Raw genomic sequence first — 13,810 nt, forward strand, 5'->3', positions numbered from 1 at the left:
CATGCCGGATCCCGACCCAGCGCAAGACAACGCCGTGAGCGACACGATGCCCAGTGGTAGTAGCCTCCCCGCGGTGGTGCATCAGGGCGACGTGCTGCGCCCCGCCGCCGAGAATTGGCTGGTGCGGGCGATCCGCACGCTGTTCGGCTGGAAGCCGGGCTCGGTGCGCGAGGACCTGCAGGTGGTGCTCGACGCCACCACGCCGGACGACACCGGCTTCTCGGCGATCGAGCGCACCATGCTGCGCAACATTCTCGGCCTGCACGAGCGCCGCATCGCCGACGTCATGGTGCACCGCGCCGACATCGTCGCGATCAGGCAGGACATCACGCTCGGCGAGCTGATGGGGCTGTTCGAGAGCGCGGCGCATTCCCGCCTGGTGGTCTACAACGAGACGCTCGACGATCCGGTCGGCATCGTCCACATCCGCGACCTGTTGGCCTATATGACCGCGCGGGCGCGCGACGAACTGCCGAGCAAGACCAAGGCCGCCAGCAAGGCCGCCGCCGCGGCGACCGCTGCCGCAGCCGTCAAGACGGCGCCGCTGAAGAGCTCGCCGGCGAAAGCGTCGCGCAAGAAACCGTCAACCAAGGGCCTCGATCTGCGCGCCATCGACCTCAAGATTCCGCTGACCGAGACCGGCATCATCCGCAAGCTGCTCTATGTGCCGCCGTCGATGCGGGCGATCGACCTGCTGGCGCAGATGCAGGCCTCGCGGATTCATCTGGCGCTGGTGGTCGACGAATATGGCGGCACCGACGGCCTGGTTTCGATCGAGGATATCGTCGAGCAGATCGTCGGCGAGATCGACGACGAGCACGACAGCGCCGAGCCGCCCTCGATCGTGCGGCAGGCCGACAACTCGTTCATCGCCGACGCCCGCGCCAGCCTTGAGGACGTCCGCTCGGTGATCGGCGAGGACTTCGTCACCGGCGAAGCCGGCGAGGAGGTGGAGACGCTGGGCGGCTACCTGGTCACCCATGTCGGCCGGCTGCCGGTGCGCGGCGAAGTGATCTCCGGCCCCGGCAACTACGAAATCGAAGTACTCGACGCCGATCCGCGGCGGGTCAAGCGGCTGCGCATCGGCGCACGCAAGGAGCGCCCGGCGCCGCGGCAGCGCGAACCGCGGCGGCGCGACGCGCCGAACGAGCCGGGCGCGCCGCAGAGCAACGACAATATCGGCCCGGCCGCGCCGGGCGACGGAGCCGGCTCGCCGTGACGCTGGCCCACAGTTTTCGTAAGCTCGGGCTCGGCATCATTCTAGCGTGGGGATGGAAGCGGGCGGCGATCGCGCTTTCCGCCGGCGCGCTGTCGGCGCTGGCGATGGCGCCGATCAACGCCTGGCCGGTGTTGTTCGTCACCTTCCCGGTGCTGGTCTGGTTGATCGACGGCGCCGGCGCCCGGCGCTGGCGCGGCGTCGGTGCTGCGGCGTTGACCGGCTGGTGGTTCGGCTTCGGCTATTTCGTCCCCGGCCTGTATTGGATCGGCTACGCCTTCCTGGTCGACGCCGATACTTTCGCCTGGCTGCTGCCGGTCGCGGTGTGCGGGCTGCCGGCCTATCTGGCGCTGTTCACCGCGCTCGGCTGCGCGCTGGCGCGGCTGTTGTGGACCAAGGACGCTACCCGGGTGCTGGCGCTCGCGGTCAGCCTGACCTGCGGCGAATGGCTGCGCGGCCATCTGCTGACCGGCTTTCCCTGGAACGCGTTCGGCTACGCGCTGACCGAGCCGCTGGCGCTGGCGCAGACTGTGTCGGTTATCGGACTCTGGGGCCTGACTTTCCTCGCCGTGGCGATCTTCGCCAGTCCGGCGGTGCTGATCGACGATCGCGCCGCGACGCGCCGGCCCTGGCTGGCGCCCGTGGCGGCGCTGAGCGTGCTGATCGCGATGGCGGCTTACGGCATGATCCGGCTGTCGCTGGAGCCGACCACCACCGTCGCCAACGTCCGGCTGCGCATCATGCAGCCCAATCTGCAGCAGGACGTCCGCTTCAACTACGCGGCCAAGGCCGAGGTGATGCGCAAGTATCTGACGCTGTCGGATCGCGCCACCGGGCCGCAGACCACCGGCGTGCGCGACGCGAACATTCTGATCTGGCCGGAATCGGCGTTTCCGTTTTTCCTGACGCGCGAAGCCGACGCCATGGCGCAGATCGCCGATCTGTTGCCGAAGGACACCATCCTGATCACCGGCTCGGTGCGCGCGCCGGAGCTGCCGCCGGGGACGCGGATAACCCGCGCTTATAACTCGATCTATGCGATCGATCACGACGGCAGCATTTTGTCGGTTTATGACAAACTGCATCTGGTGCCGTTCGGTGAGTTTCTGCCGTTTCAGGATTTGATGGAGAAGATCGGCTTCGTTCAACTAACCAAGGTGCAGGGCGGCTTCATTCCGGGCGATCGCCGCCGCGCCATCGACTTGCCGAATGCGCCGCGGATGTTGCCGCTGATTTGCTACGAAGCGGTTTTTCCTGACGAACTCGGCTCGCGCGAAGGGGTCGGCTGGATCGTCAATCTCACCAACGACGGCTGGTTTGGTATCAGTAGCGGGCCTTATCAGCATCTGCAGCAAACCCGCGTGCGCGCAATCGAGCAGGGACTACCGATCGTTCGCGCAGCGAACAGCGGCATTTCTGCGGTAATCGATCCGCTCGGCCGCATTGTTGCCAGGCTTGATCTCGGCGTCGAAGGCGTGCTCGATTCGGCGCTGCCGACCGCGCGAAAACCCACGCCATATGCGCGTTTCGGCAATATCCCCGCGCTGATTATCATCGCGCTCGCGGTGATAGTTGTGGGGCGTCGCCGCCTAGCGAACCGATGAACGATAAGCCGGACTCGTAGTCCGAGATAAGCAAAAGCTTTTGATCTGCTTGTCAGCAAGGCAATACACGCAGCGCTTTCAAATTCCCGGCTGCTGATTTGCTGAAATTAACCGCAAATCTCGTTCAGGTGTTTGCACGGATTTGACGTGGCGATTATTTAGGGCGTATTCCCTGTCCGTGCACGCGAATGGTTTTGCGCGCGATTTCCAAGGAGTGCGTACGATGTCGACTAAAGCGCCCAACCCTGTTGACAAATATGTCGGCAGCCGTGTGCGCATGCGGCGCATCATGCTCGGCATGAGTCAGGAAAAACTTGGCGAGGCGCTCGGGCTGACGTTCCAGCAAGTTCAGAAATACGAAAAAGGCACCAACCGTGTTGGCGCCAGCCGCATCCAGCAGATCTCCGAGATCCTGCAGGTGCCGGTGTCGTTTCTGTTCGAAGGCGGTCCTGGCGGTTTGGCCAAGGCCGACGGTTTCGCCGAAGCCGCGTCGCCGGCCTATGTGTCGGACTTTCTCGCCACGTCGGAAGGCCTGGCGCTGACCCGCGCGTTCACGCGGATCACCGATGCGAAGCTGCGTCGGAGCATCGTCGACCTGGTCGAACAGATCGCTTCGCGCGAAGCGCCCGATCAGCGCTGACACCCATGCTTGCGAGTTCAGAGTGAACTCCGGCAATCCTGCCTTACCGCGCACGCGCGGTTCGGCCCGGCTTTCGGCTTCGCGTCGATTCGCCCGCCCGCGGCCCAGCGCCGCTTAGAATAATTCCAAATTTTGCTGAGTGAGTCCGGACGGTGTAGATTTGCCGGCTCAACCGGAATTGCTCACATGCCCAGCGCCATCACCCTGCCGGACTCCCGCGACGACGCTGCCGACCCGGCGGCGACGGTGCCGGAGCGCGCCTTCTTCGGACGCCGCAAGGGTCATAAGCTGCGCAACCATCAGGCTGATCTGATCGCGCAGCTGTTGCCGCAGCTGTCGTTCGATCTCGGCGCACCGGCGCCGGCCCGGCTGCAGGCGCTGTTCGGTCCCGAGATCGCCGAGGTCCGGCTCGAGATCGGCTTCGGCGGCGGCGAGCATCTGATCGCGGAAGCGCAGGCGCATCCGGCGATCGGCTTCATCGGCTGCGAGCCTTACGTCAACGGCATGGCGAAGATCCTGGCCCAGATCGAGGCGCGCCAGATCGGCAACATCCGGCTGTTCGCCGGCGACGCCGCCGAGCTGCTGGCCTGGGCGCCGCCTTCGTCGCTGGCGCGGGTCGATCTGATCCACCCCGATCCATGGCCGAAGCGGCGGCATTGGAAACGGCGTTTCGTCCAGGACAGCAGCGTCGCCGCGATGGCGCGGGTGCTGCGCGACGGCGGCGCGTTTCGCTTCGTCAGCGACATCGACGATTACTGCGCCTGGACGCTGGCGCATCTGCTGCGGTCGCCGGAATTTCGCTGGACCGCGGAGCGCGCCTGCGACTGGCAGCTGCCGTTCGCCGGGTACACCATGACGCGTTACGGCCGTAAGGCCGAGCGCGAGGGCCGCCGCGCCGCTTATTTGCATTTCGCGCGGACGTCGGGTGATTAGCTAACGACGCTATCAGCTAACGCCGACGCCTAATTGCCCGGCTCGCGCATCCGCCAGAAATTCAGCACCCGCAGCGCGGTGGTCGGCGCCAGCCTTTGAAAATTCAGCCGCGCCTCCTCGATGTCCGGCGCCGACGGCGCGCGGCCAGGACCTAACCGCAGCCCGATCAGCGCCCGCACCGTCGCCCACTCGATGCCGATCGATTTGCCGAGGATCAGAATCGGATCCTGCCGTTCGCCCATCAGCAACTGGTCGAGCGTCGCGATCCGCACCCCGGACATCGCCGACAACGCGGCGACGGATTCCTCGTAGCGATACGCCTTGGCGAAGCCGAGCAGCGCCGCTTCGGTCAGCCCGGCCTCGTTGTGCAGCTGGACGATCAGCCGCTGCGCCGGGCCGAAATCGCGTACCACCGCGAGCTGGCGCGGGGCCGCGGCGAGTTCGCTCATCGCCCGGTTGATGGCGATCTTGGCGGCCGGCCTGGCGGTGTCGAACAGCCGCCGCCGCACCACGTCGACGGTGACCGACAGCAATTCCTTCAGCACTGGCGCCGGCAGATCCTCGCGCTGGCCGATCGTCACCGCCAGCATGTCGTCCAGTCCGGCGCGGCGGACCAGGCCGGAATAGCCGACCGGCGAGAACTCCGCGCCGGCATTGCCGGCGAGCCTGCGCACCACCTCGCCGTCGCCGCGCACCACGATCACCTCGGTGAGCGGCGGCGACAGCGTCGGCCGCTGCGTGATCGCCAGCAGGTGGGACTGGCCGCGCGCCTTCGCGATCTCGACCAGCACGGCATCGTCGATCAGCAGCGAGCGGCTCAGCACCGGCGCGGCGACGCGGATCTCCTCGTCCTCCGCCAGACTGCGAACCAGCCCGGGCGGCGCGTTGGACAACGACGCCAGCCGCTCGGCCAATTCGCCGCGCACCTCGGCTTCGGTCTTCGGCACCAGCGTCGCCAACACGCCGTCGAACAAGTTGACGTGATCGGCATGAAAATTTTCGGCGCCGGCGATGAACAGCTCGGCGATACGGCGCACCGCATCGGCGCAGCGATCGGGGTCACCATTCCGGACGATGTCGTCCAGACCGGGCAGCAGGGCATGGGCAAGAGGCATGGGCGGCACGGCGGGCGAGAGGAAATTGTTGAGCAAATCTAGCCCCTTCGAATGAAGGAAACGTTAGATTCCGGGCCGCCGCGGAGGCCGGCGAATTCCCGGTTCCCGTGATTCGCGGGCCTTGCTGCTGGTTGCGCGATCGGCTATATTCGCGATGAACTTGGTATCTCATACAGGCTGTATTGAGAGTGGGTCCTCCCGGACCCGCTCTTTTTTATTACCTGCAGCGACCCGATGCGGGCGAGATGCCGGCTCGTTCTTTCAACCGCCTCCGGCGGCTGCCTAGCTCACAACCAATGCCCGACAGATCGCATTTGACCCTGGACATGACCGATCCGACCACCGCTGACGTCGACCTCGAACTGCTCGCCGAACCGCGGCTGGTGATCGAGCCTGGGCTCGGCGCGCGCGTCGCCGCAGTCGCCGGCCCGGTGCTGCAGGGCATGGGTTACCGCCTGGTGCGGATCAAGGTGTCCGGCGAACTCGGCTGCACGGTGCAGATCATGGCCGAGCGGCCGGACGGCACCATGCTGGTCGAGGACTGCGAGGCGATTTCGCACGCGCTGTCGCCGGTGCTGGACATCGCCGACCCGATCGAGCGCGCCTATCGGCTGGAGATTTCCTCGCCGGGGATCGACCGCCCGCTGGTCCGCCGCTCCGATTTCGAGCGCTATGAAGGCTACCTGGTCAAGATCGAGATGGCGGTGGCGGTCGGCGGCCGCAAGCGCTTCCGCGGCCTGCTCGGCCCCATCGAGGGCGACGCCGTGCTGCTGGCGCGCGAAGGCGCCCGCGACGGCGAGGACCCCAACACCCTCTTGCCGCTGGAGGATATCGCCAGCGCCAATCTGGTGCTGACCGACGAATTGATCGCCGAATCGATGCGCCGCGGCAAGATCGCCGAGCGCGAGATGAAGCGGGAGCTCGGCGTGCTGCCGCCGCCGCCGCCGCACGCCAAGAAGAGCGATCCGACCAAGAGCAACGCGCCGAAAGCCAAGCTGCCGAAGGCCAAGCTCAAGGCGGCGAAGAAGCCGCCGCCGACCAATACCAAGGAACACCGGCTCGCCGCCGCCGAACGCAAGCGGTTGGGCCAAACCGATCCCACCGAAGGAGACTGAACATGGCCGCTGTCAGCGCCAACAAGCTCGAACTGCTTCAGATTGCGGATGCCGTTGCGCGCGAGAAATCGATCGATCGGTCGATCGTGATCGCCGCGATGGAGGACGCCATCGCCAAGGCCGCGCGAGCCCGCTACGGCAGCGAAACCGACGTCCACGCCGAGATCGACGCCAAGAAGGGCGAGCTCAGGCTGTCCCGCCACATGCTGGTGGTCGAAGAAGTCGAGAACTCGTCGAACCAGATTTCATTGAAGGACGCCCAGCGCGCCAACCCCGGCGCGCAGATCGGCGACACCATCGCCGACACCCTGCCGCCGTTGGAATACGGCCGCATCGCCGCGCAGTCGGCCAAGCAGGTGATCGTGCAGAAGGTGCGCGAGGCCGAACGCGACCGGCAGTATCAGGAATTCAAGGACCGCATCGGCGACATCGTCAACGGCGTGGTCAAGCGCGTCGAATACGGCAGCGTGATCGTCGACCTCGGCCGCGGCGAAGCCATCGTGCGCCGCGACGAGATGCTGCCGCGCGAAGTGTTCCGCAACGGCGACCGGGTCCGCGCCTATATCTTCGACGTCCGCCGCGAAACCCGCGGTCCGCAGATTTTCCTCTCCCGCACCCACCCGCAGTTCATGGCGAAACTGTTCGCGCAGGAAGTGCCGGAAATCTACGACGGCATCGTCGAGATCAAGGCGGTGGCCCGCGATCCCGGCTCGCGCGCCAAGATCGGCGTGATTTCCCGCGACTCCTCGGTCGATCCGGTCGGCGCCTGCGTCGGCATGCGCGGCTCGCGCGTGCAGGCGGTGGTCAACGAGCTGCAGGGCGAGAAGATCGACATCATCCCGTGGTCGCCGGACATCGCCACCTTCGTGGTCAACGCGCTGGCGCCCGCTGAAGTCTCGAAAGTCGTGATCGACGAAGATCGTGAGCGGATCGAGGTTGTGGTTCCGGACACCAATAACCAATTATCCCTAGCGATCGGTCGGCGCGGGCAAAACGTGCGGCTGGCCTCGCAGCTCACCGGATGGGATATCGACATTCTGACGGAGACCGAGGAATCGGAGCGCCGCCAGGCCGATTTCGAGAACTCCACCCGTGTCTTCATGGAATCGCTGAACGTCGACGAAGTGGTCGGCCAGTTGCTGGCGTCGGAAGGCTTCACCTCGGTCGAGGAGCTGGCCATGGTCGACGTCCGGGAACTCGCTTCCATCGAAGGCTTCGACGACGAGACCGCCAACGAACTGCAGAGCCGGGCGCGCGAATATCTTGAACAGCTCGAATCCGAGCTCGAAGCCAAACGTAAGGAACTCGGTGTGGAAGACGCTTTGAAGACGGTGCCGGGCGTGACCTCGAAGATGCTGGTGAAGTTCGGCGAGAACGACATCAAGACCGTCGAGGATCTGGCCGGCTGCGCCACCGACGACCTGGTCGGCTGGAGCGAGCGCAAGGAAGGCGGCGAGCCGGTGAAGTATCCGGGCATCCTCGACGCCAACGAAATCTCGCGCGCCGACGCCGAGACCCTGATCATGCAGGCCCGCGTCATCGCCGGCTGGATCACCGAGGCCGACCTCGCCAAGAAGACCGACGACGCCGAGGCGTCCGAAGACCAGCCGGTTTAGGAGCGGTGTCACGCACATGCTCGCTTCCGCCGACCCGGCAGATCTCGACAACGGACCCCGGACCGCAAGGTCCGGGACCGAGCGGATGTGCGCGGTGTCGCGAGACGTGCGGCCGATCGACGAACTGATCCGGTTCGTTCTGGCGCCTTCGGGCGAGGTGATCCCCGACCTGAAGCGCAAGCTGCCGGGCCGTGGGCTGTGGGTGAGCGCGTCGCGCCCGGCGGTGGCCGAGGCGGCGCGGCGCAATCTGTTCGCCAAGGGCTTCAAGCGCGAGGTGCGCGGCACCGCGGCGCTGGCCGTGGTCACCGACGCGGCGATGCTGCGCGGGGTGATCGAGGCGCTGGCGATGGCCGCCAAGGCCGGCCAGGTGGTCAGCGGCTTCTCCAAAGTCGAAGCCGCGCTGAACCAGGGCGAGGCGGTGGCGCTGCTTCATGCTTTAGACGGAGCCGCCGACGGAATCCGCAAGCTGGACGCCGTTGCGCGGCAAAATGACCTGTTTACGACCGAATCGCGCGAATTCCCCGTTGTGACATTTCTCACTTCGGCCGAATTGGATTTGGCACTCGGGCGATCAAATGTGATACATGCTGCGCTTCTCGGAGGCGCGGCGGGCAAGACGGTCCTGTCGCGCAGTCAGATTCTGGTGAAATACCGGCTGGCGGACGACAGCACCACGGCCAACAAATTCACGGCTAAGACTGTGCGGGCACGCACTGCGTAACGAGATTGGGACTGCTGAATGGTTGATACGAAAAATCCTGGCGACAAGACTTTGAGCGTCAGCCCGAGCAAGACCTTGACCCTCAAGCGAGGCGTCGAGCAGGGCACCGTGCGCCAGAGCTTCAGCCACGGCCGTACCAAGCAGGTGGTGGTGGAAAAACGCGGCAAGCGCCGGGTTGGCGGCGACGGCCCGGCCGATGCGCCGGCGGCGCCCGCGCCCGTTGCGGCGGCGAAGCCCGCGCCGGTCCGTGCTCCGATGTCGCGCCCGCCGCAGTCGCAACACCGCGGCGGCGGCTCCGGCGTGGTGCTGCGCACCCTGACCGAGGACGAACGCACCGCGCGCGCCTCGGCGCTGGCCGATGCAAGGATCCGCGACGAGGAAGAGCGCAAGGCGGCGGAAGCCGAACTCGCCCGTCGCAACAGCAAGGAAGGCATCGAACAGGCCGAGCGCGAGGCCGCCGAGGCCCGCAAGAAGGCCGAGGAAGAGCGCCACCGGGCCGACGAAGAGGCCAAGCGCAAGGCCGAGCTCGAAGCCAAGAAACGTTTCGGCGAGGAGGAGGCCAAGAAGGCCGCCGCTGCCGCCCCCGCCAAGACCACGACTGCGACGACCGCCACCGCGGCGAAGCCCGGCGCGCCGGCGCGCGCCCCCGGCGTGGCCGCCGACGCCACCGACGAGGATGAAGGTCCGCGGCAGATCCGCCGTGGCCCCGGCGGCGCCGCGCGCCCCGTGGTCGCGCCGAAGCCGACCGCCAAGCCCGCGCCCGCCAAGCAGCGCGGCCGCCTGACGCTGGTCACCGCGCTCAGCGCCGACGACGTCCGCGAGCGCTCGATCGCCTCGTTCCGTCGCCGCACCCAGCGGCTGAAGGGCCATGCGGCCAACGAGCCGAAGGAAAAGCTGGTCCGCGAAGTCATCATTCCGGAAGCCATCACCATCCAGGAACTCGCCAACCGTATGGCCGAGCGCGCCGTGGACGTGATCCGGATGCTGATGAAGCAGGGTCAGATGGTGAAGATCACCGACGTGATCGACGCCGATACTGCGCAGCTGATCGCCGAAGAACTCGGCCACACCGTCAAGCGCGTCGCCGCGTCCGACGTTGAAGAAGGCCTGTTCGACATCGTCGACGACGCCACCGACACCGAGCCGCGTTCGCCGGTGGTGACGGTGATGGGTCACGTCGACCACGGCAAGACCTCGCTCTTGGACGCGCTGCGCCACGCCAATGTGGTGTCCGGCGAAGCCGGCGGCATCACCCAGCATATCGGCGCCTATCAGGTCACCTCGCCGGAAAGCGGCAAGAAGATCACCTTCATCGACACCCCGGGCCACGCCGCGTTCACCGCGATGCGCGCCCGCGGCGCCAAGGTCACCGATATCGTGGTGCTGGTGGTCGCCGCCGATGACGGCGTGATGCCGCAGACCATCGAGGCGATCAATCACGCCAAGGCCGCCAAGGTTCCGGTGATCGTGGCGATCAACAAGATCGACAAGCAAGACGCCAAGCCGGAGCGGGTCCGCACCGAGCTGTTGCAATACGGCATCCAGGTGGAATCGCTCGGCGGCGACGTCGTCGACGTCGAGGTTTCGGCCAAGAACAAGACCAACCTCGACAAGCTGTTGGAAATGATCGCCCTGCAGGCCGAACTGCTCGACCTCAAGACCAACACCGAGCGTCCCGCCGAAGGCACCGTGATCGAAGCCAAGCTCGATCGCGGCCGCGGTCCGGTTGCGACCGTGCTGGTGCAGCGCGGCACGCTGCGGGTCGGCGACATCATCGTCGCCGGCGCCGAAATGGGCCGCGTCCGTGCGCTGATCTCCGATCAGGGCGTCACCTTGACCGAAGCCGGCCCCTCGGTGCCGGTGGAAGTGCTCGGCTTCAACGGCCCGCCGGAAGCCGGCGACCGCATGGCGGTGGTCGACAGCGAAGCCCGTGCCCGTCAGGTGACGAGCTATCGTGCGCATCAGAAGCGCGAGAAGTCCGCCTCGGCCGTGTCCGGCCTGCGCGGCTCGCTCGAGCAGATGATGAGCCAGCTCAAGACCACCGGCCGCAAGGACTTCCCGCTGATCATCAAGGCCGACGTGGCGGGCTCGCTGGAAGCGATCCTCGGCTCGCTGGAGAAGCTCGGCACCGACGAAGTGACCGCGCGCATCCTGCATGCCGGCGTCGGCGGCATCTCGGAATCCGACGTCACGCTGGCGGAAGGTTTCAACGCCGCGATCATCGGCTTCAACGTCCGTGCGCATAAGGAAGCGGCCGCGGCCGCCAAGCGCAACGGCATCGAGATCCGCTACTACAACATCATCTACGACCTGGTCGACGACGTGAAGAAGGCGATGTCGGGCCTGCTGGCGCCGACCTTGCGCGAAACCATGCTCGGCAACGCGCTGATCCTGGAAGTCTTCAACATCTCCAAGGTCGGCAAGGTCGCCGGCTGCCGGGTCACCGACGGTTCGGTGGAACGCGGCGCCAATGTCCGACTGATCCGCGACAACGTCGTGGTTCACGAAGGCAAGCTGTCGACGCTGAAGCGGTTCAAGGACGAAGTGAAGGAAGTGCAGTCCGGTCAGGAATGCGGCATGGCGTTCGAGAACTACGGCGACATGCGCGCCGGCGACGTGATCGAGTGTTATCGCGTCGAGACGATCCAACGCTCGCTGTAAGTCCAAGTCTTACCGCGCGCCTGATCGCCTAACGCGTTTTGCTGCCTCATCCTTCGAGACGCCCGGCGCCGCTCTTCGAGCGATGCCGGGCTCCTCAGGATGAGGAACAACTCTGCTCCAGTGGATCAGAGGCCAAACAACCGCAGACCTCATGGTGAGGAGCGCAGTCGTCTCGACTGCGCGTCTCGAACCATGAGGCTATTGGACATCAACGATGCCGAAACATCATCAAAAGACCCAGACCCCGGGCGGGTCGCAGCGCCAGTTGCGGGTCTCCGAGACCGTGCGCCACGCCATCGCCGACATCCTGTCGCAGGGCGGCGTGCACGATCCGGTGCTGGAAGGCCATCTGATCACCGTGCCGGAAGTGCGGATGTCGCCGGATCTGAAGCTCGCCACCGTCTATGTGATGCCGCTCGGCGGCCGCGATACCGAGATCGTGCTGACCGCGCTCGAGGCCAACAAGAAGTTCCTGCGCGGCGAGGTGGCGCGGCGCGTTAACCTGAAATTCGCACCCGATCTGCGCTTCCGCGTCGACGACCGATTCGACGAAGCGGAACGGATCGAGAAATTACTGAGAACACCCGCGGTCCAAAAAGACCTCCAGCATGATTCGGACGAAAACTGATGAACGAAACCACCGCCACCGCCGTGATCGACCCGCCGAGCGACGAGCCGATCGACGCGACCACCCCGAATTCGGCCGCGATGGTGTCCGATCAGTTAACGCTGCAGCCCGAGCAGGATGACCGCGCCCCGCGCGGCAACAACGATCCGCGGCAGAACGGCCGCGGCGGCAAGCCGAAGCAGAACGGTCAGCCGCGCCGCGACAAGCGCGACGTCCACGGCTGGGTGGTGCTGGACAAGCCGATCGGCATGACCTCGACCCACGCGGTCGCGGTGGTGAAGCGGTTGTTCTCCGCCAAGCGCGCCGGCCACGCCGGCACGCTCGATCCGCTCGCCTCCGGCGGCTTGCCGATCGCGATGGGCGAAGCCACCAAGACGGTGCCGTTCGTGATGGACGGCCGCAAGCGCTATCGCTTCACCGTGGCCTGGGGCGAGGAGCGCGACACCGACGACACCGAGGGCCGCGCCACCGCGACCAGCGAGCTGCGTCCGAGCGTCGAGGCGATTCGCGCGCTGCTGCCGCAATTCACCGGCGAGATCGAACAGACTCCGCCGCAATATTCCGCGATCAAGATCCAAGGCGAGCGCGCCTACGACATGGCGCGCGACGGCGAAATCGTGCCCTTGGTTCCCCGCCCGGTGGTGATCCACGAATTAACCCTGGTCGATCAGCCGGATGACGGCCATTCGACGTTCGAGGCCGAATGCGGCAAGGGCACCTATGTGCGGGCTTTGGCCCGCGACATGGGGCGAATTCTCGGCTGCTACGGCCATATCTGCGCGCTGCGCCGCACCCTGGTCGGGCCGTTCGGCGAGCAAGATATGATTCCGCTGGAACAGTTGGAGGCTTTATGCGATAGAGCCGCGTCCGGCGAGGGTAGCCTCGCCGACGCGCTTTTGCCCGTTGAGACCGCGCTGGACGACATCCCGGCGCTGGCCGTCACACGGGCTGATGCGGCAAGACTCCACCGGGGTCAGGCCGTTTTGTTGCGCGGACGGGATGCGCCCAACTGTAGCGGCACAGTTTATGTCACGGTGGCCGGCCGGCTTTTGGCCCTCGCCGAACTTGGCAATGGCGAACTCATCCCCAAGCGCGTGTTCAACCTGAACGGACTGACCGCCAGTTCGATCGCTAAGGAAAGTAACTGACGATGTCGATTACCGCAGAACGCAAAGCGGAAGTCATCAAGACCAATGCGAAGAAGGCCGGCGACACCGGGTCGCCCGAGGTTCAGGTCGCGATCCTGTCGGAACGCATCGCCAACCTCACCAGCCACTTCAAGACCCACGTCAAGGACAACCATTCCCGCCGTGGCCTTTTGAAGCTGGTGTCGACCCGTCGTTCGCTCTTGGACTACGTCAAGAAGAAGGACGAGGCGCGCTACAAGGCGCTGCTCGAGAAGCACAACATCCGTCGTTGAGCGAATTTCGCGCGCCGACCCCGGCGCGCGTTTTTGCATAGGGTGGGACCACGGGTCATCCCGGTTCCGTCCGCCTCCTATGCATCCGATGTGCGGGCCAGTCGATGGCCCGCAACCAGATGTCCAGCAGCACTCCGGCGG

General features: G+C 66.0%; 12 protein-coding genes. 11 read left to right on the forward strand and 1 reads right to left on the reverse strand.

Annotation, left to right across the window (positions count from 1 at the left end):
• Position 1: 1 nt before the first annotated feature.
• The 4 genes from HNR60_RS12015 (at position 2) to trmB (ending at position 4,393) form a co-directional block, all read left to right on the forward strand.
• Positions 2 to 1,219 (forward strand): hemolysin family protein, encoded by a 1,218-nt coding sequence (locus HNR60_RS12015; RefSeq protein WP_184257733.1) that lies wholly within the window; start codon positions 2 to 4, stop codon positions 1,217 to 1,219.
• Positions 1,216 to 2,820, forward strand: coding sequence for an apolipoprotein N-acyltransferase (gene lnt / locus HNR60_RS12020; RefSeq protein ID WP_184257735.1), 1,605 nt, complete (start codon positions 1,216 to 1,218; stop codon positions 2,818 to 2,820). The genes HNR60_RS12015 and lnt overlap by 4 nt, the downstream gene beginning before the upstream one ends.
• 223 nt (positions 2,821 to 3,043) lie before the next feature.
• Positions 3,044 to 3,460 (forward strand): helix-turn-helix domain-containing protein, encoded by a 417-nt coding sequence (locus tag HNR60_RS12025; protein WP_184257737.1) that lies wholly within the window; start codon positions 3,044 to 3,046, stop codon positions 3,458 to 3,460.
• Between the two features lie 186 nt (positions 3,461 to 3,646).
• A complete protein-coding gene (gene trmB / locus HNR60_RS12030; protein ID WP_184257739.1) occupies positions 3,647 to 4,393 on the forward strand; it encodes a tRNA (guanosine(46)-N7)-methyltransferase TrmB in 747 nt (248 codons plus the stop codon).
• Between the two features lie 29 nt (positions 4,394 to 4,422).
• Here the strand turns inward: trmB and HNR60_RS12035 are convergent, their stop codons facing one another.
• A complete protein-coding gene (locus HNR60_RS12035; protein ID WP_184257741.1) occupies positions 4,423 to 5,508 on the reverse strand; it encodes a DUF2336 domain-containing protein in 1,086 nt (361 codons plus the stop codon).
• 326 nt (positions 5,509 to 5,834) lie between these two features.
• Between HNR60_RS12035 and rimP the strand changes: the two genes are divergently transcribed.
• From rimP to rpsO, 7 genes are all read left to right on the forward strand, one after another.
• On the forward strand, positions 5,835 to 6,623 hold the full coding sequence (gene rimP / locus HNR60_RS12040) for a ribosome maturation factor RimP (protein ID WP_184257743.1): 789 nt from the start codon (positions 5,835 to 5,837) through the stop codon (positions 6,621 to 6,623).
• Positions 6,624 to 6,625: 2 nt separating this feature from the next.
• Positions 6,626 to 8,239 carry a transcription termination factor NusA gene (gene nusA, locus HNR60_RS12045; protein ID WP_184257745.1) on the forward strand — a complete coding sequence of 538 codons (1,614 nt, stop codon included), beginning with the start codon at positions 6,626 to 6,628 and terminating at the stop codon, positions 8,237 to 8,239.
• Positions 8,240 to 8,255: 16 nt separating this feature from the next.
• Positions 8,256 to 8,960 carry an RNA-binding protein gene (locus HNR60_RS12050; protein WP_184257747.1) on the forward strand — a complete coding sequence of 235 codons (705 nt, stop codon included), beginning with the start codon at positions 8,256 to 8,258 and terminating at the stop codon, positions 8,958 to 8,960.
• 18 nt (positions 8,961 to 8,978) lie between these two features.
• On the forward strand, positions 8,979 to 11,621 hold the full coding sequence (gene infB / locus HNR60_RS12055; RefSeq protein WP_184257749.1) for a translation initiation factor IF-2: 2,643 nt from the start codon (positions 8,979 to 8,981) through the stop codon (positions 11,619 to 11,621).
• A 214-nt stretch (positions 11,622 to 11,835) separates the two neighbouring features.
• A complete protein-coding gene (gene rbfA / locus HNR60_RS12060; RefSeq protein ID WP_184257750.1) occupies positions 11,836 to 12,249 on the forward strand; it encodes a 30S ribosome-binding factor RbfA in 414 nt (137 codons plus the stop codon).
• Positions 12,250 to 12,329: 80 nt separating this feature from the next.
• Positions 12,330 to 13,397 (forward strand): tRNA pseudouridine(55) synthase TruB, encoded by a 1,068-nt coding sequence (truB, locus tag HNR60_RS12065; protein WP_246432917.1) that lies wholly within the window; start codon positions 12,330 to 12,332, stop codon positions 13,395 to 13,397.
• 2 nt (positions 13,398 to 13,399) lie between these two features.
• Positions 13,400 to 13,669, forward strand: a complete 270-nt coding sequence (rpsO, locus tag HNR60_RS12070; RefSeq protein WP_011470966.1) for a 30S ribosomal protein S15 — start codon at positions 13,400 to 13,402, stop codon at positions 13,667 to 13,669.
• Positions 13,670 to 13,810: the final 141 nt, after the last annotated feature.

Source organism: Rhodopseudomonas rhenobacensis, assembly GCF_014203125.1.
GTDB lineage: Bacteria > Pseudomonadota > Alphaproteobacteria > Rhizobiales > Xanthobacteraceae > Rhodopseudomonas_A > Rhodopseudomonas_A rhenobacensis.